Origin of the sequence: Veillonella intestinalis (genome assembly GCF_943192895.1) — a bacterium.
Classification (GTDB): domain Bacteria; phylum Bacillota; class Negativicutes; order Veillonellales; family Veillonellaceae; genus Veillonella_A; species Veillonella_A intestinalis.
The window spans coordinates 39,985-59,341 of the sequence record NZ_CALPCB010000001.1 but is presented as its reverse complement, the minus strand read 5'-3'; the positions used below and the strand labels follow the sequence as shown (position 1 = coordinate 59,341).

General features: G+C 38.6%; 14 protein-coding genes. 2 read left to right on the top strand and 12 right to left on the bottom strand.

Annotated features, from left to right (window positions below; genetic code table 11):
- Positions 1-278 precede the first annotated feature (278 nt).
- The 7 genes from NFR27_RS00235 to NFR27_RS00205 all read right to left on the bottom strand — a co-directional run bounded on the left by NFR27_RS00235 (position 279) and on the right by NFR27_RS00205 (position 9,872).
- A complete protein-coding gene (locus tag NFR27_RS00235) occupies positions 279-839 on the bottom strand; it encodes a Fe-S-containing hydro-lyase (protein ID WP_251441415.1) in 561 nt (186 codons plus the stop codon).
- A gap of 17 nt (positions 840-856) precedes the next feature.
- Positions 857-1,699 (bottom strand): fumarate hydratase, encoded by an 843-nt coding sequence (locus NFR27_RS00230; protein ID WP_251441414.1) that lies wholly within the window; start codon positions 1,697-1,699, stop codon positions 857-859.
- A gap of 792 nt (positions 1,700-2,491) precedes the next feature.
- Complete coding sequence (gene narI / locus NFR27_RS00225; protein WP_251441413.1) at positions 2,492-3,154, bottom strand: respiratory nitrate reductase subunit gamma; 663 nt, start codon at positions 3,152-3,154, stop codon at positions 2,492-2,494.
- Positions 3,151-3,723, bottom strand: coding sequence for a nitrate reductase molybdenum cofactor assembly chaperone (narJ, locus tag NFR27_RS00220; protein ID WP_251441412.1), 573 nt, complete (start codon positions 3,721-3,723; stop codon positions 3,151-3,153). Before narJ ends, narI begins: the two co-directional genes overlap by 4 nt.
- Positions 3,716-5,188: a nitrate reductase subunit beta gene (gene narH, locus NFR27_RS00215; RefSeq protein ID WP_251441411.1), complete on the bottom strand. Its 1,473-nt coding sequence runs from the start codon at positions 5,186-5,188 to the stop codon at positions 3,716-3,718. Before narH ends, narJ begins: the two co-directional genes overlap by 8 nt.
- A complete protein-coding gene (locus NFR27_RS00210) occupies positions 5,178-8,900 on the bottom strand; it encodes a nitrate reductase subunit alpha (protein ID WP_251453847.1) in 3,723 nt (1,240 codons plus the stop codon). Before NFR27_RS00210 ends, narH begins: the two co-directional genes overlap by 11 nt.
- Before the next feature lie 291 nt (positions 8,901-9,191).
- Entirely contained in the window at positions 9,192-9,872 is a 681-nt protein-coding gene (locus tag NFR27_RS00205; protein ID WP_251441409.1) for a Crp/Fnr family transcriptional regulator, read from the bottom strand.
- 470 nt (positions 9,873-10,342) lie between these two features.
- Between NFR27_RS00205 and NFR27_RS00200 the strand changes: the two genes are divergently transcribed.
- Both NFR27_RS00200 and NFR27_RS00195 read left to right on the top strand, forming a co-directional pair.
- Positions 10,343-11,680, top strand: a complete 1,338-nt coding sequence (locus NFR27_RS00200) for an MFS transporter (RefSeq protein ID WP_251453844.1) — start codon at positions 10,343-10,345, stop codon at positions 11,678-11,680.
- A gap of 431 nt (positions 11,681-12,111) precedes the next feature.
- Positions 12,112-12,546 carry a Dps family protein gene (locus NFR27_RS00195; RefSeq protein ID WP_251441407.1) on the top strand — a complete coding sequence of 145 codons (435 nt, stop codon included), beginning with the start codon at positions 12,112-12,114 and terminating at the stop codon, positions 12,544-12,546.
- 200 nt (positions 12,547-12,746) lie between these two features.
- Here the strand turns inward: NFR27_RS00195 and NFR27_RS00190 are convergent, their stop codons facing one another.
- The 5 genes from NFR27_RS00190 to NFR27_RS00170 all read right to left on the bottom strand — a co-directional run bounded on the left by NFR27_RS00190 (position 12,747) and on the right by NFR27_RS00170 (position 19,353).
- Entirely contained in the window at positions 12,747-13,724 is a 978-nt protein-coding gene (locus NFR27_RS00190) for an aldo/keto reductase (RefSeq protein WP_251441406.1), read from the bottom strand.
- 282 nt (positions 13,725-14,006) lie between these two features.
- Entirely contained in the window at positions 14,007-15,332 is a 1,326-nt protein-coding gene (locus NFR27_RS00185; RefSeq protein WP_251441405.1) for an MFS transporter, read from the bottom strand.
- A gap of 218 nt (positions 15,333-15,550) precedes the next feature.
- Positions 15,551-16,477: an RluA family pseudouridine synthase gene (locus tag NFR27_RS00180; RefSeq protein ID WP_251441404.1), complete on the bottom strand. Its 927-nt coding sequence runs from the start codon at positions 16,475-16,477 to the stop codon at positions 15,551-15,553.
- 56 nt (positions 16,478-16,533) lie between these two features.
- Positions 16,534-19,104, bottom strand: a complete 2,571-nt coding sequence (locus NFR27_RS00175) for a 3'-5' exonuclease (RefSeq protein WP_251441403.1) — start codon at positions 19,102-19,104, stop codon at positions 16,534-16,536.
- A gap of 15 nt (positions 19,105-19,119) precedes the next feature.
- Positions 19,120-19,353 carry a hypothetical protein gene (locus NFR27_RS00170; RefSeq protein WP_251441402.1) on the bottom strand — a complete coding sequence of 78 codons (234 nt, stop codon included), beginning with the start codon at positions 19,351-19,353 and terminating at the stop codon, positions 19,120-19,122.
- Positions 19,354-19,357 lie beyond the last annotated feature (4 nt).

Genomic DNA, 19,357 nt, shown 5'->3' with positions numbered 1-19,357 from the left:
TGTCCCGAGAACTATTGTCAATATAGGGGTATCGATTATGATATTTTGTTATAACTAGCTATTTTAAAGCATAAAAGTGTTGACTCTATATAAGCGCAGCGCCTTTGACTATATTATGTATTATATATAACAAAAACACGGCTTATATAAGCCGTGTTTTACGTTTGTTTGGTATAACTAGCATTTGTTGGAATGCCTTAGTGTTTCTAAATGACGTCTATATCAAGACCAACTACTGTTGCCCATACAAATAGTTAGGGTTGATATGTTAGACATAATTAGTCTTCTTGACGATATGGTTCTTGACCAAGTTTGTAGAAGTCATTACCTTCGCTATCGATTACTACGATGCAAGGGAAGTCTTCAACTGTTAATTCTGCTAATGCTTCTGGACCTAAATCACCATAAGCGATAACTTCATAATTTTTAATAGATTTTGCGATTAAGGAAGCAGCACCACCAACAGCAGCAAAGTAAGTTACGCCGTTTTTCTTCATGGAATCAACTACTTCTTTAGAGCGAGACCCTTTACCAATCATACCTTTGATACCTTGATTAAGCATAGTTGGTGTGTAAGCATCCATACGACCAGATGTTGTAGGACCTGCCGCACCGATTGGATCACCAGGTTTTGCTGGGGATGGTCCAAGATAATATACAATTTTATCATGCCAATCAATTGGCAATTCTTCGCCGCGAGCTAATGCTTCTGTCATTACTTTATGAGCAGCATCACGAGCGCTATAAATTTTACCAGTAATCAATACGCTGTCGCCAGCTTTAAGAGTTCTGGATACTTCTTCTGTTAAAGGTGTGGTGATACGTTTAGTTTCAGCCATTTCAATCTTCCTCCTTATTAAATAATTTCTTCAGCATGACGGCTTGCATGGCAGCAAATTGTCACGGCTACAGGAAGACCAGCAATATGAGTAGCAGCCCATTCGATATTAACTGCTAACGCTGTAGTGGTACCACCAAGCTGAGGTCCAATGCCAGTTTTGTTAACCATTTCTAATAGTTCTTCTTCTAATTTAGCGTATTCTGGCATATCATTACGTTTTTTAGTGGAACGAAGTAATGCTTTTTTGGAAAGCAATGCTGCATAGTCCATAGTACCGCCGATACCAACACCAAGTACCATTGGAGGGCAAGGGTTAGGACCTGCTTTTTTAACAATTTCCATAACAGCATTTTTAACGCCTTCAACACCATCAGCTGGTACAAGCATTTTTACGCCAGATTTATTTTCAGAACCGAAACCTTTAAGTTCCATGTCAATTTTAACTTTATCGCCAGGAACAATACGAGTATAAATGATACAAGGAGTATTGTTACCAGTGTTTTTACGGTTGAATAAAGGTTCTGCAACTACAGATTTACGTAAGTAACCTTCTACATAGCCTTTAGCTACCCCTTCTTGAATAGCATCTTCTAAATTGCCACCTTCGAAGTGTACATCTTGACCAACTTCTAAGAATACGATAGTGTAACCAGTATCTTGGCAAATTGGACGATCTTCTTCACGAGCAATTTCAGCATTTTTAATGATTTGGTCTAATACAACACAACCTACTGGAGATTTTTCTGTTTCACGACCTGCTTTTAAGCCTTCATATACATCTTGTGGTAAATAGTAAGCCGCATTTTTACACATTTGGGCTACTGTTTCCGTCACTTTTGCTACATCGATAGTACGCAAAGTAATCCCTCCTCAACTTAAAACGAGTTTTCTGATGACTTAATCATAGCACACATGACAAGGCCTTTCAAACAAGTCCTATGCAGTTTAATCAAGTATTTATGTCTAATGAGAATTTTTCGCAAAATCAAAAGATTGATGACAATATCTATACCTCTAGCGCACATACGCTAGTTAAAAGCCACCTTTTTCATCCATTTTATGCATTAATATTCAGCAAATATACACCTCCATAAAGCGCAATACTATGCAATCAATACACAACCGTTTGCCACATAGCTTTTCTATTATATGCCTGTATATAATTGCATTTCCTCATACCATATACATACGTTTTTTCTGCACATACTATACAATAATTTGCCATCTCCATAGTATTGAATTCCACAAAATTTAAATTTTAATTCCATAGCTAGAAATATCTAATCGAATTTCCTTAATTAACTAAATGATAATTATTACCAATAATATAATTTATTTGCTCTTTTTTGACGCTATACAAATCAAAAAAAAGCCTCTCCACTTCATTTTTTTGACGTTTTACAGACACCTATACGCAATTGATATAGGCAATTCTTCTTTTTCATCATTAATTTCTAATGAAAAAATAGGGTTTCACAACTAAAAGTTATGAAACCCTATAAAAGTATAAATTAATTAAATATATCAATACTATACTCTCAATAGCAAGCGTATAGCACTCATTAATTACTTTTTACTTGATTTAATATTTCACTATTAAAAGTATATAAAACTGTCTTAATCTATATCAAACTACACAAACCTACGCACTCAATGCTTCCGATATACAATAGCACTACGATTCAAATAACGGAAGGGAAAACTCAAACAATGAACTAATCGGCTAAACGGAAAAATAATACATACAATCATCCAAGATAGCATATGAGCCTTAAAAATAGGAGGAATATTCACCATTAATTCTGGTTGTGGTTGCAAAATTAATAAACTACGAAACCAAGGTCCAATATACGCACGATAATTAAACGCCCCATCTGCATTCATCATAGTCCCTAAAAAGCCCGTCAAAATAGTAATACCTAAAAATGCAAAGAGCCACACATCCATGGACGATGTATTGACCTTCATATAAGAAGTACCAAAACGTCGTTTCATAAGAAGAAGAAAACCAACAACTAATAAGATACCAGCTAGTCCTCCAATGTACAATGCCCCTGCATGATAAAGATGTTCATCTACACCTACCTTTTCAGTCACTTCTTGAGGCACCAAAATACCACCAACATGACCAAAGAAAACCAATAGTAGTGCAAAATGGAACAAAGGGCCCGCTATACGTAACTGTTTTTTCTCCAAAAATTGACTCGACTTAGTAGTCCAATTGCGCTCCGATACCGTATAGCGCACCGCCGATCCAATCACCAAAAAGGTAAACGCTATATACGGTAAGGCGACCCATACAAATTCACTCATCGTGTAGCCCCCTCCCAACGTTCAATAATTTGTAAAATCACATCTAAAACAAAGGCTTGTACTTGTTGGCTATCGATTAATCGCTGCCGCAATACTGTTAACCCCTCTCGGCTATACGTTAAGATCGGCAAAGCTTCATCAGCTTGTAAAGTACTACAAAGTTCTAATAAAGCAGGCACATAATCTGGTAGCTCTCTAGCCACATCAAAACCATGTTTTTGATAAAACTCTTTAAATACTAATAATTCTGCCGCTTGTTCTTCTGCATTAGTCGCATCATACGACGTTAAATACATATTAGTGTTACCACTAAAATCAAACACTCGCACATATTCATCCTCATACTCACGCTGAGTTTGACTCATAATGTATTCTACAACAGATCCTAAGCTATCTTTTATAGGCCCCTCAGCCCAAGCGGCCAATATAGTTTCTACTTCATGGAGCGAACTCCACCAAGCTTCGCTAGGATAACTCAACAAATACGCACAAACTTGTAATACGTCCTGCTCAGTCTGCATTCGTTGTGTAGCATCTACGCCTACAGTCGCTGCCACTCTATTACTCATGGCAACCACCTCCTGAACAACTACCTGCTCCCGTACTGCCAGAACAACCGCCAAACGCACAGTCACTAAAACCACCTACGCCTTGGTGTAACCGTTTTTCTTCTTGAGAAGCATTCACCCCAGCGGGAATTCTAAAACGGTCTTTATATTTAGCAACCCCTAGTAAGCGATACATATCATATAAAGCATGAGGCCCATATTTTTCATCAAAGTCAGTCGTCGCTTCACCACGCGTACGCTGTTGCATATAACGACGTAAGTCCAATAAAGTATCTAACACACGGCGTATTACCGCTTCATTCCCTGCAGACAATAATTGTGCCAAGTAAGCTACCGGAATTCGCATGGCTTCTGCTTCAGGGAAATGAACTGACGACGCTTGTTTATGTAAAATGGGGCTCATTGGCGGTACATACCACACCATAGGAACCGTACGATATTCCGCATGAAGAGGTAAAGCAATTTGCCACTCTTTAATTAAACGATAAACGGGCGACTCTTTGGCCGCTTTTAGCCAATTCTCTGGAATGCCTTGTTCTCGTGCCATTTGTACTACTGCTGGATCATGAGGATCTAAAATCACATCCAACATATTGCCATAAATGTCTTGCGGATTTTCAGTAGCCGCTACATCAGCTACTTTATCTAAATCATATAAAAGCACACCTACATAACGCATGCGACCTACACAAGTGTCAGCACAAATCTGTGGCAGACCATTTTCTAAACGGGGATAACAGAACACACATTTTTCGGCTTTATTAGTCTGCCAGTTATAATAAATCTTTTTATACGGACAAGCCGGTACACAATGACGCCAACCACGACATACATCTTGTGAAATCAATACAACCCCATCTTCGTCGCGCTTATAAATAGCTCCTGATGGACAAGCGGCTACACAAGCAGGATTCAAACAATGATTACAAAGACGTGGCAAATATTTCATAAAAATATCGTGGAAATCAAGAGCGATATTCTGTCCTAAGTTCTGTAAATTCACATCAGCGCGAGCTGTGCTACCACCGGCTAAATCGTCTTCCCAGTTAGGCCCCCATTCTATTTCCATTTTTTCTTTAGTAATCAAAGAACGAGGTCGTGCCACAGGCTGATTATTCTTGCGCTTAGAATGAATTAAAGTTTCATAGTCATATGTCCAAGGCTCAAAATAATCCTTTAATTCTGGCTGCTCTGGATGGAAAAATAGTTTCATCAAACGATTGCTTTTAGAGCCTGTCGCTAACTCTAGCTTGCCATTCTTTAACACCCAACCGCCTTTCCAACGATTCTGATCTTCCCAATGTTTCGGATACCCAATGCCAGGTTTTGTTTCTACATTATTAAAATACATGTATTCCGCGCCTTCACGATTGGTCCACGTATTTTTACATGTAATCGAACAGGTATGACAGCCGATACATTTATCTAAATTCATGACCATGGAAATTTGTGCTTTAATCTTCAAGCCAATCAACCTCCTTCATCTTACGCACTACCACAAGCATGTCGCGTTGATTACCGGTAGGTCCGTAATAGTTAAACCCATAACTTAATTGTCCATAGCCCCCAATCATATGGGTTGGTTTCATATGAATTCGTGTCGGTGTATTATGAGTACCGCCACGACCGCCAGTCAAACTAGTACCTGGCACATTAATGTGACGATCCTGAGCATGATGCATATATACAAGGCCACGTGGAATACGAGGCGTTACCACAACTCGGGATGCTACTACACCATTACTATTGTATAATTCAATCCAATCATTATCAGCTACGCCAATTTCATTCGCATCATCTTCATTAAGCCATACAGACTGACCACCACGGAATAAAGTCAACATCTGTGGCGTATCAAAGTACATACTGTGAATACTCCATTTATTATGTGGCGTTAAATATTTAAGTGTAATTTCTGGAGTCCCATCATTTGGCAACGCTTCCCGCATTGGTGCGTAGGCCAAAATAGGTTTGTACGTTGCCATCTGTTCACCCCATTCTGCCATAACATCGTGATCTAAGAAATACGATTGACGACCTGTAATAGTGCGGAATGGCATAAGTAATTCCACATTATTCGTAAATGGCGTATAACGGCGATTATCCTTACCATTACCAGTGAAGATTGGCGTACTAATAACTAAGCGTGGTTGAGCCACAATATCTTCAAAGGTAATATGTTCACCACTACGACCACCTGTCATTTTGGTTAAATCCGTAAGTCCCGTCAACTCTTCGGCTTTGGCCCAACTCTTATGTGCTACTGCACCATTCGTAGCGGAAGACATGGTAAGCACGGCTTGGCAGGCTTGATATGCATCTTCAATCGAAGGACAGCCAATGCCCACATCATCAGCCAAAACATCCGTCGTATTGCCTTCTTTAACACCGCCTAAGCTAGCACCACGAATCACACCATTACGAGCTTTTAATTCTTCATATTGTTCACCAATATTAACAGCAATACCATGTGCCCCTACAGCACCATTCGCTAAATTAGGGCCTAAAGCACGCTGCTTTTCAAAAATGCGTGTATAATCACGCGTCACTTCTACCAGTTGAGGCATTGTTTTACCTGGAATTGGTTCACATTCACCACGGCTCCAATCCTTCACCACTCCACCTGGTTGCGCTAATTCTGCTTCAGAATCATGTTGCAAAGGCATCGCCACCATATCACGGTATACAGGCATATTCACTTCTTTTGCTAGTTTTGAAACGGCTTTGCCTAAAGTTAAGAATATATCCCAGTCTGTCTTAGCTTCCCAACCTGGATCAACAGCAGGCTGGAAAGGATGCACAAACGGATGCATATCGGTTGATGATAAATCTGTCTTTTCATACCAAGTTGCCGTCGGTAATACAATATCAGAATATAAAGCAGACCCAGCCATGCGGAAGTCTAAATCAACCAGCAAATCCAACTTGCCTTCACCTGCCTGTTCACGCCACTTGATTTCTGTTGGTTTTGCTACAGGCTCGTTATTTTCTAAAAGGCCATTTTTCGTACCTAACAAATGTTTCATAAAATATTCGTGCCCTTTAGAAGATGAAGTAATTAAATTTGCCCTCCATACTATAAGATTGCGCGGGAAGTTTTCTGGTGCATCTGGATCTTCCACAGCAAAGCTTAATTCTTTCTTCTTTAATTGCTCGGCTACAAACGTTTTTACATCGCCAAACTCTGTAAGACCTGCTTGTTTAGCCTCCTCAAAAATAGCTGCTCCACTTTTATTAAAGGTTGGATAGGAAGGCAACCAACCAAGACGAGCCGCTAATACATTATAATCACCTACATGACGATATCGTGGCGATGCCAATGGCGATACTAAATCGTCTGTATCCATTTCATCAGTACGCCACTGATCCGTAGCGAAATAGAAGAAAGACGTACCATTTTGTAAACGAGGAACTGGCTGCCAATCTTTAGCACTCATAATAGCGCCCCAACCTTCAGCAGGACGAAGTTTCTCCTGGCCTACATAATGCGCCCAACCGCCACCATTTTTACCTTCACAAGCACAGAATAGTACAAGGTTCAATACAGCGCGATAAATTACATCCGCATGGAACCAGTGATTGATACCACCACCCATAATAATCAGAGAACGACCACCCGTAGCAATCGCATTATCTGCAAATTCACGAGCTGTATGAATCACCATGTCTGGTGTAATGCCGGTATATTTTTCTTGCCATGCTGGTGTAAAGGGCGTATCACTAGTATAATCAGCATTAACCTCGCCACCTAGCCCGCGGTCTACACCATAATTAGCAAGTAATAAATCATATACAGTTGTCACATATACAATGCCTGTACGAGTATGCAATTGCTTAACTGGTACATGACGGTCTAGTGTACGTTTTTCATCTAAATGACCAAAGAATGGTAACGTAACAGCCTTCACAGCATCATTACTATCAATAAACGATAATACAGGATTAATCGGTGCCCCATTCTCACTATTTTCTAATTTTAAATTCCATTTTGTTTTGTCACTCCAACGATGACCCATTTGTCCATTAGGAATAACTAAAGTATCCGTAGTCTCATCGAGTACATAATACTTAAATTCACTATGTTCAGAGGTATCGCCCATATCTTTGGCTGTTAAGAAATGACCTGCTACTAATTTACCATCCTTCTCTTCAAGCTGTACTAAGAATGGAAAATCCGTATATCGCTTAGCATAGTCTACAAACATAGGCGTCGTATTGTCTACATAATATTCTTTTAAAATAACATGCCCCATAGCCATAGCTAAGGCACCATCAGAGCCAGCTTTCACATTAAGCCAAGTATCGGCAGCGGTAGTAGATTCTGCGTAGTCAGGAGATACAGAAATTACTTTGGTCCCTTTATAACGCACTTCAGTTAAAAAGTGAGCATCTGGGGTACGTGTTTGTGGCACATTTGATCCCCAAGTCATAATATAGCCCGCATTATACCAATCACTACTTTCTGGCACATCCGTTTGATCGCCCCACACTTGCGGACTAGCTGGAGGCAAATCAGCATACCAATCATAGAAGCTAAGGCAGGCACCACCCATAAGGTTCATAAAACGAGCCCCTGCAGCGTAACTAATCATAGACATGGCTGGAATTGGGGAAAAACCAAAGTTACGATCAGGCCCATAGGTCTGCACTGTATATAGCATAGAAGCTGCAGTAATTTCAGACGCTTCTTCCCAAGTAGAACGCACAAAACCACCCATACCACGAGCCGATTTATAACGCTTCGCTTTTTCTGGATCTGTCACAATGGATTTCCAAGCTTCTAACGCATTCGGATATTCTTTTTTAGCGGCACGCCACATATCCGCTAACTCTCCACGCACATAGGGATACTTCACCCGTAATGGGCTATACATATACCATGAAAACGATGCCCCACGAGGACAACCACGAGGCTCAAAATCTGGCATGTCAGGGCTTGTTTCAGGATAATCATGATTCTGATTCTCCCAAGTGACAATGCCATTTTTGACAAAAACATTCCAACTACAAGAACCTGTACAGTTAACACCATGTGTTGAACGCACTACTTTGTCGTAAGACCAACGATTACGATACATGGATTCCCAGTCACGGCCTCCTTCATAAATGGCTTGATGACCTGATTCACTTTTATTTTTAGGCACTAAATAGGAAAATTTCTTAAAGAACGTGTTCATGCTGTGTCCCTCCTTATTACTTTCAGCATACCAAAGGAACTTATCCCCTTATGTGATTTTAATCACATGAATTTAAGAAATTTAATCCAATCGGACAAACTAATATAAATGATTAAATAAAACTGAACCAATAAAAAAAGTCGGTGCTTATCACACCGACTCTAATTCATATCTACTTTACTATCCTAACAGCAAATTCCATACTCCAAATTCCATGGCGCAAATTTCATGGCGTAAACTTCATAGAGTAAACTTCATGGCGTAAACTTCACAAAGCTACTGTGTAGTCTACTAAGTTAAGGATTCAGCAGGCACCAATATTTTAAAATGATTCTTCTCAAATTCAATAAGACCATCGTCACGCATACGAGATAATTCTCGAGTCAACGCACTACGATCTACACATAAATACTCACTAAGCGCCACACGGCCTAAAGGCACTTCAAACTCCATACGCCCCCAAACCTTTGCCATATAGGAAAAATACGCCATCAACTTATCTCGCAAATTTCGCTTCGAAACAATCTCAAGCTTTTGCAAAATGCGTACATTTTTATCGGCCACTAAGGTCATAATATTTTGCACCAGCTGGCGATAGGGTCCTACATCTTTAGACGCAAAAGCTAATAGCTTATCAAATGGAATATAGAGCGCCGTCACATCAGACGCTGCATAAAAATTGACTAGCGATACTTGATTAGAACTACAAGCAAAGGATTCACCAAATAAATCGCCTCGATTCATAAAGACTAGAATCGAACGATTTCCCCAAATATCTTCACTCATCATATGAACGGTGCCCTTAATAATAACACTAACGCAACGAATTTCTTCCTCCGCTAATGTTATGTAGCCCCCTTTTTTAAAGTTTTTACTGTAAGCCCCTATACTTTTAATAACATCTTTAAATTCAGTTTCACTTAATCCCTTAAAAGCCCTTAACTCCTTTACCATTTCAAACGTATACTTCATACGTAACACCTCAGCCAATGATTTGTCCCTTTCAACGCCCTTTCCCTATAAGCATTTTTCTTTTTCATTATAGCATATCTACTACTATATATCGATGTCTTTCTATGATTCTATATAATGTGTGTTTTATTTATGCTAATGAATCTCATCATTTTTTAGCAATCTTTCAATTCCGTGATAAATATCACATACAAGGTTTTTTATTTCTCTTATACTCCAATTAGACAAGGACTCTACGCCTGTCATCCCCTGTATAGATGATGCTACTAAGCCCTACAATTCTATTAGTAATATCATCTATTCGTAGCCTAGATTGATGAACCCTAAACTTATAGCACCTAATTATAGTCAATAATACTCCCTATTCCCAATCTAGGCTCCTCAAAGGGGAGTAATTTTTTTAACTATAAAATGTTAAAACGCAAAAAAAAAACAAATGTAACGAATTAACACTGAAAAGGAGCTTATCTATGTCATCTACGTCCGACCTTACTGCTTCACTGAGTCGTCGCGAAATCCTAGCTCAGTGGCAGCCTGACAATGAACAATTCTGGAATCAACATGGTAAACGTATTGCTAAACAAAACTTAATCGTATCTACACTCGCTTTAACACTATCATTTTGTGTATGGACACTATGGTCAACCATAGCAGTGAAACTCAATGCCGTGGGCTTTCATTTTACTGACGAACAACTCTTTACCCTAGCAGCTATGCCTGGACTAGTTGGTGCTACGGGACGCTTACTTTACACCTATATGCCAGGCATCCTAGGAGGCCGTAACTGGACATTCTTTGCCACCGCTTTGTTACTCATACCTTTATGGGGCCTTGCTCAAGCCTTACAAGATCCGACCACCTCTTATGAAACCTTCTTTATTTATGTGGCTTTATTAGGGATTGCGGGGGCTAACTTTTCTTCCTCCATGGCAAACATCGGACATTTCTTTCCCCGTTCACAACGTGGCACAGCCCTAGGCATCAATGCTGGTATCGGGAATTTAGGTGTTTCCATCATCTTTCTTATGGCACCTATCGTTATGGGCATGACTGTATTTGCCCCTTTTGTTGGAACGCCTCAAACAATGCAAGATGGCACGGTCTTATTCTTACAAAATACCTGCTATGTGGGCATTATTCAAATCTTAATTACCTTAGGCCTGATTATTAAATATATGGACAACCTACCATTACCAAAACAAAGTCCTGCCTCCATGATGAGTATCTTTACCAATAAACATACCTGGATTATGACTTGGATTTATACCTGTGGTTTTGGTGCTTTTATTGGTTTCTCTGTAGCCCTTAGTTTATTAGTACAAAAAGAATTCCCTGAAATTCCCTTTGCCTATGGCGCATTCCTTGGCCCATTCATCGGTGCTGGTATTCGCCCTATCGGTGGTTGGCTGGCCGATAAAATTAACAGTGGCACAACTATTACACTTTGGTCTTTAGTAGGTATGCTCATTGGTGCTATATTCATTATGTATGGCATAACGGCTCATAATTTTATTATTTTCTTCAGTGCCTTCTTATTTTTATTCTTTATGACAGGCCTTGAAACAGGTGCTTCTTTCCGCATGATTCCTTATATTTTCACCAATGGCATGCAATCCTCCTTAGTTACAGGCTTCACAGCTGCTATCGGTGCCTATGGTGCCTTCTTCATTCCCAAAGTATTCGGCTGGGCTTATAGTAGCTATCATTCTGTAATGCCTGCCTTCTATATTATCTTGGTCTTTATGGTCATTACAATTTTCTTAACTTACTGGTTTTATGCACGTAAAGCAGCTGGTATAAAATGCTAACCATTAACCACAAGTAACTTTTAACCATTAATTGATTAAGAAATTATCCTATTATAATACAATCTTCATAGCCCTTATCAATGCTTCATAACATGAAAAGCAAGGCGTAGCTAATTGTTATGATAATTGATGAGGGCTTTTTATATCCTTAAGTACATATTAATATCTAACTATAAATAGAGTTTACACGTTAAAATTATTCCCTAAAGTTAAATTAAAAATAATATTAACAGAAAATCATTATTAATTAGTTGACATTCATTATTGCCTATGTTAAGATATACACATAGCAACGGATAATTATTATAAACTAAAAACAATTATCCGCAACTAATTAAACATTCAATTTCAATCACATAATGATTGAAGCGATTTAATAGGTAATGTAAATTGCTGAGAATCAATCAGCAGTCAATTTAGGAGGAAAACTTATGAAAAACGTACAAGAAGTAAACAAATATTTAGCAAACTTAGCCATTTGGAATGTAAAATTACACAACCTACATTTCAATGTAGTTGGTTCTCAATTCGTACCAACTCACGAATATCTTGAAAGTGTATATGACAATGCCTTTGAGTACTATGATGCTGTTGCCGAACTTCTAAAAATGAAAGGCGAAGAACCAGCAGTTCGTGTATCTGAATACTTACAAATTGCTTCTATCGAAGAATTAGATGGTCGTAACTTCAGCGTAAAAGAAGTATACGAAATCTTACAAGCAGACTTCAAACTTATGTCTGACCTAGCTCTTGAAATTCGCAGTGTAGCTGATGAAGAAGATAATTTTGCCTTAGTGGCTCTTATGGAAGATCACTTGGCTTACTATGAAAAACAACTTTGGTTCTTACGCGCTAGCTTAGCTTAATAGCACGTTTATAGTATTATAATTTACAAAGCTAACTAACAGTGTATATATACTTATTATATACACTGTTATATAAACCTATGATGTAAGCTTTACATGTAACCATATAACTAAACCCTAAATATAAAGAGGTGTAACCGAATTTGCCTGCGGTTACACCTCTTTTGTTTATACCTCTACATACAATAAACCCATAGACATTATTTATCAGTGGGTACTGGAATAGGCCCCATCATTTTGTGAGGTAAATACAATTCATCTAAATATGTAATTTCTTCACCAGTTAACTTTACATCAAGCGCTTTTACAGCATCTTCAATGTGACTGGCCTTAGTGGCTCCTACAATAGGTGCTGTAATCCCTTTCGCCCATTGCCAAGCCAAGGCAATTTGTGACATAGTTACCTCATGAGTTTGCGCTAGTGCCGCTACACGCTGTACAATTGGCAAATCTTGCTCCTCTGTACTATCATATTTACGTTTTGCAATCGTATCAATCTCACTACGCTTTGTTTTTTCTTGCCAATTAACACGCGCTAAACGGCCGCCAGCTAACGGACTATAAGGCATTAACATAACCCCTTGTTGCTTACAAAGAGGAATCATTTCACGTTCTTCTTCACGATATAACAAATTATAGTGGTTTTCCATAGCTACAAATTGTGTCCACCCATTGAGCTCCGCCACATGTTGCATGGTATGAAACTGAAACGCAAACATAGAGGAAGCCCCTAAAGCTCTTACTTTACCTGCTTTCACTAAGTTATGTAGCGCTTCCAGTGTTTCTTCTACAGGTGTTTCATAATCAAAACGATGAATGATATATAAATCGAGGTAATCTGTACCTAAGCGCTTTAAAGATCCGTCAATTTCACGGGCAATCGCTTCTTTAGATAATTTACCATCATTAAAATATACTTTGCTAGCAATCGCCACTTGGTCACGAGCGACAAATTTCTTCAAAGCCCTCCCTAAATACTCTTCACTAGTCCCATCCCCATATTGATTAGCTGTATCAAAGAAATTAAGGCCTAAATCAAGTGAAAGTTTGACCATAGCTTCCGTTTCTTCTGGATTTAAACTCCACTTTTGCCCCAATACATCTTTGCCAAAGCTCATACAGCCTACGGTGATAGGAGATATTTTAATATCTGTTGTAGGAATTGTAGTGTAGCGCATAAAGACTCCTTTCATGGTGAATCTCTTAGTCAATTGTATTATGATAGATAGCTCTTTGCTTTTATTATACTAAAGGTAACTATACTAAGCTAGAAAAAGTATTGATAGATATATAACCATCTTCCATAATTTCACGCATAGCAAAAACTTTTTATTTTTACAAGTTTATGCTATCAATAGCACAAACTTGTATTTTCTACAACTTTTTACTACAAAACAAAAACCTCTTATTGTTAACATAACATTAACAATAAGAGGTTTTTTCACACTACATCACACATACTATTTTAATTCAGCTGCTTGTTTATAAATCTTTTGAACCCCACGGTTAGATAAATAACAGGAGAACATACAAAGGACTACACCCACAAGCAATGTATAGAAACCCATGTCCCAACCATAATGGTCGACAACAAAGCCAAATAGAGTCGTCCCCAAAGAGCTACCTACTAAATAACTCATAAGGCCACGTAAACCTACGGCCGAACCTAATGCAAAAGTAGGAATTACTTCCATCGCCTGTACAGGAATCATAGATTGCGGAATATAAATTAAACAGCCCGTAATACAAGCAAAAATAGTCGCCCATAAAATAGAATTGGAATTCATATAACCAATAACACAAGCAAAAATAACGACTAAGCAATAAATTGGCAATTGCATAATACGGCCTTTAAAGTATTTATCTACTAAGTAGCCTGCAATAATCGTTGATGGAATCGCTGCCCATTCAAATAACATATAGGCCACACTCATTTCAGCTTTACTAAAGCCTTTTACTTTTAATAAGTATAGTGGAATCCAAGTCAACATGCCAAAGCGAACCATATAAACAAATACGTCAATAAGCACTAAATACCAAGAATTTGGATTTTTAAAAACATAATGATAAAACACGTGGAACGCATTCATATTTTCTGGTCGTTCGCTGTCCATCTTAGCTGATTTTTGCCCAGCTGCCTCTTCATGATACATTTCTTCAACAGTTGGCAAACCTTCTTCAGCAGGACGTTTACGAACAAAATACAAAATCAATAATACGCCAATAGCGGCTAACATAGCAGGTACTGTAAAGGTACCTAAACGCCAATGTTCTGTCCCTAAATAGCCTACCGCAGCCCCTACAATAGGTGCTACAATACCACCACCTAGGTTATGAGACATATTCCAAATGGTACTCGCCCGACCACGTTGTGACCGCGGGAACCAATAACCTACCGTAATAATCGAAGGGCCTACACCCATACCTTGGAACAATCCTAATAAAATAATAAGTGCAATAAATAGACTGTAATGTGTAGTGAAGCCCATAACTATGTTAATAACAACACAAAGAGCTAGGCCTGTGGCCATAAAATACTTAGGATTAGCTTTATCGGCTAACACACTCATAAAGCCTTTACTAAGACCGTAAGTAATTAACATACAGCTCGTCAATAAACCTAGCTGTGTCTTAGTTAATCCCATCTCTCCCGACAAATATGGTAAGGCTAAATTGAAGTTGCTTCGCACTACATAGTACATAGCATAGCCAATCCATATCCCAATTAATGAATGCATCTGCAAGCGTAGAAATCGTTCTTTCGTAGCTTGTAACGCTTCACTCATTGTAAAACCTCCTTCAAACTTAAAACATAACACTAAAAATTAAACACGAGGTTAATTATAGTACAAAAGAAGGTAAAAAAGCTAGAGTAAAAATAACAAAAACTCTTGATTATTATGATTTTTAATCATAATAAAACCTCTTACTACTAATTGTGCAATTAGCAATAAGAGGTTTTTTCAATAGATACTACTTTACACTTACTTCCAACACGTAATCCTCAATCCGCTTCCACAGTCACCATTTGACCGGTTCGCAAAGAGGTAAATACTACTCGTTTAGCCCGTAATTGATAGGTTCTGCCTGGTCGCTCACAACCATACAGAGCATCACCGACTAGAGGATGACCTAAATGAGCCATAGCCACCCGAATTTGGTGCGTTTTCCCCGTATATAAGCGAACATCAACCTTTGTGACTAATTTTGCTTGTTCTGCTGCAGATAAAGTATCTAACGTTTCGCTATCTACTAATTTTAATTCCGTCCCATCTTCCGCATATATACCTAACGCATTATACGCCGTCCGCGTCATTTTACCATCATCACGGACTTCATAATGAATACCATCTTCACTACGTCCCATCGGTAGTTCCACAATATTAACGCCTTCTAAGCGACCTTGTACTGTTGTAGTGTACCACTTTTCAAAGCGCTGATCTTCAATTTGTTTTTGATAAAAACTTTGTGCTAATGCACTTTTAGCTACGACAATACAACCTGACGTATCTCTATCTAAACGATTTAAAAAGCGAACTTTTCGTTTAATACCATTATCTTTAAAATACTGTGCAACCCCATTGGCTAGGGATATTTGACCTTTTGAATTAACAGTAATCCCTACCGGTTTATCTAAAATAAGCAAATCATCGTCTTCATATAAAATAGTCAATGCTACTTCAATCGGCTCGTAATCTATTTTTTCTTTAGGTAGTTGCAACCGCAGCTCATCGCTTAATACGACTGATTCCGTCGGCTTTGTTTTTTTGCCATTTAATAAGACTAGTTTTTCCTGAAACAACTGTTTCATCACAGCCCGTGACATTTGTTTAGCATCTAGCCATTCGCTCACCGTCGTAATACCTGATGCCACATCCTCAGGCATTAATAAAAAATTTACATCATCAGATCGAAATGTTTTTCGTGCCATACAACACCTCCTTACCTTCATATATATATAGACCTATACAGCGCATAACTACAGACTTATTCCCATACCACATTATTAGGTAAATACTGCAAAAATTCACTCGCTTTGCAAGGTTTCCCGCGATCATTAGTAGTAGCATATGAAATAAATAAACGCTGTTTTGCCCTAGTAATTGCGACATAAAATAAACGCTGTTCTTCGGACAATTTACCCTCTTTTAGGGCTAAAAAGCTAGGGAATACACCTTCTCGTAAGCCAGCTAAAAACACATAGTCAAATTCGCTGCCCTTAGCCTGATGAACTGTGATAATAGGAATTCTCTCATTATTCTTCAAGCGCTGATCCGGTTCACCAGCCGTTAACGCTGCTTGCTCTAACATGCGCTGTAAATATTCACGACCTGCTAAGTGATTATCTTGCCCTTCTAAATCTACCATAAGACGATATAAATCACGAATATATTCCACACGCTCATGCTCTTTTCGCTCCGTATAATGGGCCAGTACCCCCATATCATTCATAATGTAAGCCAACAATTGAGATGGCTTATCGGTTACAATTTTACGACGTAATGTAGCCATTTGTGATGCCATCGTAGCAAAGGCATTTTTAAAATTACTAATTAACGCTCTACGCTGATCAGCTGTCGGTTCAATATTTTCTTTAATCGCATACAACAAAAGTCGTGCCGTTGCGCGAATATCATCCATCGCATTATGGGTTGGAGTGTAATTAATAGGGAAAGTTTCACTTAAAAAACCTAATTTATGATTGGCTAACCGTGGATAAAAACGACGATAAATATCTAATGTATCATATACGCCAGCAAACTGAGGCGTACCTAACTTATGACGTTGCAGTTCACTCGTAAAAATGCTGATATCATAATTTACATTATGCCCCACAATAATAGCATCCTTAGTAAATTCTTTAAATTCAGCTAATACAGTAGCTGCCTCTTCACCATGTTCAGCTAAATAGTCATCACTAAACCCATGCACTAATTCTGAATCACCCACAGGCTTACTTGGTCGAATAAAACGTTCAAATACCTTACCTTCTGAACCATCAGGGTTCAAAGTAAAAGCGGCGATTTGAATAATCTCATCTTTAGTCGTATCTGTACCTGTACTTTCTACATCATAAACAATAACCTTGCCAGCGACCAAACCTTTTAGTAAACCATCATAGGGCTCACTTTCAAAAATTTGCATATCCATAAAATCAGTGAGGCGAAGTCCCATTGTTCGAACCGATTCACTCTCAATCTGTTGAATACGCGCTTCCCCAATCCCCTTCACATAACGCTTAATTAAACGCTTAGCACTAATAGCATCATGTGGATTTAGGAGCAATTTAAAATAAGCCATTACATCTTTAATTTCTTGACGCCTAAAAAATTTATATTCATCAATAATCATAAACTGCCGCTGTTCTGCTGGTGGCAAATTATCATTGCAACGCCTAAATAAACCACTCAAATATTGAGCCTGCTTGTTGCCCCGCACTAAAACACCAACATTAGCATCTTTTGGTAGCGACTGAATTGTATCAAAGATATAAGCCCCTTCTTTCCATTCCGTAGGAGCTCTATGCACTACAATGGGCTCCCCTTCTTCCTCAGTCGCAGCAAAGGGAGGTTTTTCATAAAACTCTGCAATCAAGCGTGGAAACATACGCTTTAGTACAGCAAAAGAAGCATCAAATAATTGACGATTAGCTCGATAGTTTTCATAGAATACAATGACTTCTGGCTGAAATTCTTGTTTATACTCAGCTAATAGACGCTCTGGGTTGGAACCTCGCCATTCATAAATTGTTTGAAAGTAATCTCCACAAAGCAAAATATGATTACCCTGCCACAGCAGTTTCATCACTTCAGCCTCTAAATCACTGGTATCTTGCATTTCATCAACAGAAATATAAGAATAACGACTACGCCAACGCTCACGAATCGTTTCATCTTGAAACAAGCGATGTACCTGTGTTATTAAATCAGTAAAATCTACACCATGCACATTGGCTAACGCTTCTTCATAACCTACTAAAGTTTCATAGCCCGTTTCACGAAAATCAGCTAATGTGCTCATCGAAAGTCCGTTAAAAAATCGCTCCATCATTGCCCGTTGTTCAATAAACAAACGATCAATAGTACGGCGATAATCTTCAGCTGGTGGCTCTGTATAATAGCCCCACAAAGAGCGATATTCTTTCACATGACTAATTAAATTCATAAATACAGGCTCTTTCATTCCTATAGGCAGCCAAGGGGCTAATAATTCCTGACAATCCACTTCATCATAAATGGACATATCCATATAAAGCGTATCATTACGCTTACTTTCCTCTTGCAACACTTTATAACAAAAGCTGTGAAAGGTACTAACCTCCACAGCTTTAGCCACTGACCCTGCCATGGCAAGAATGCGATCTTTCATCTCACGGCAAGCCTTATTCGTAAAGGTCATACAGAGAATTTCATCGCCTTGCGCCGCCCCACTTTGTAAAATGTGAGCTACCCGGTGAGCCAAGGTATTCGTTTTTCCAGTGCCAGCAGAGGCCAATAACAGTATATTCTTGTCCAACGTTGCTACAACACGCTGTTGGGCTTCGTTTAACTGCGCCATGGACTCTTAGCCTCCTTACATACTATGCATGAGAGCCACCACAATCACAGGAATTGGCCCTAATACTGCTGTTAAAAACCACATGAGCACGGTCATATCCACAGGGATATGAAAGAAATTATTGCAAACATAAAAAGCAGCATAACCTAAAATTAAATTTAAGCCTACTTTTTTTACCGTATAAAATGCCACTTTAAAAATTATATAAATTACAACTACAGCAACAACAGCTGTTACTATTAAATCCATTTAA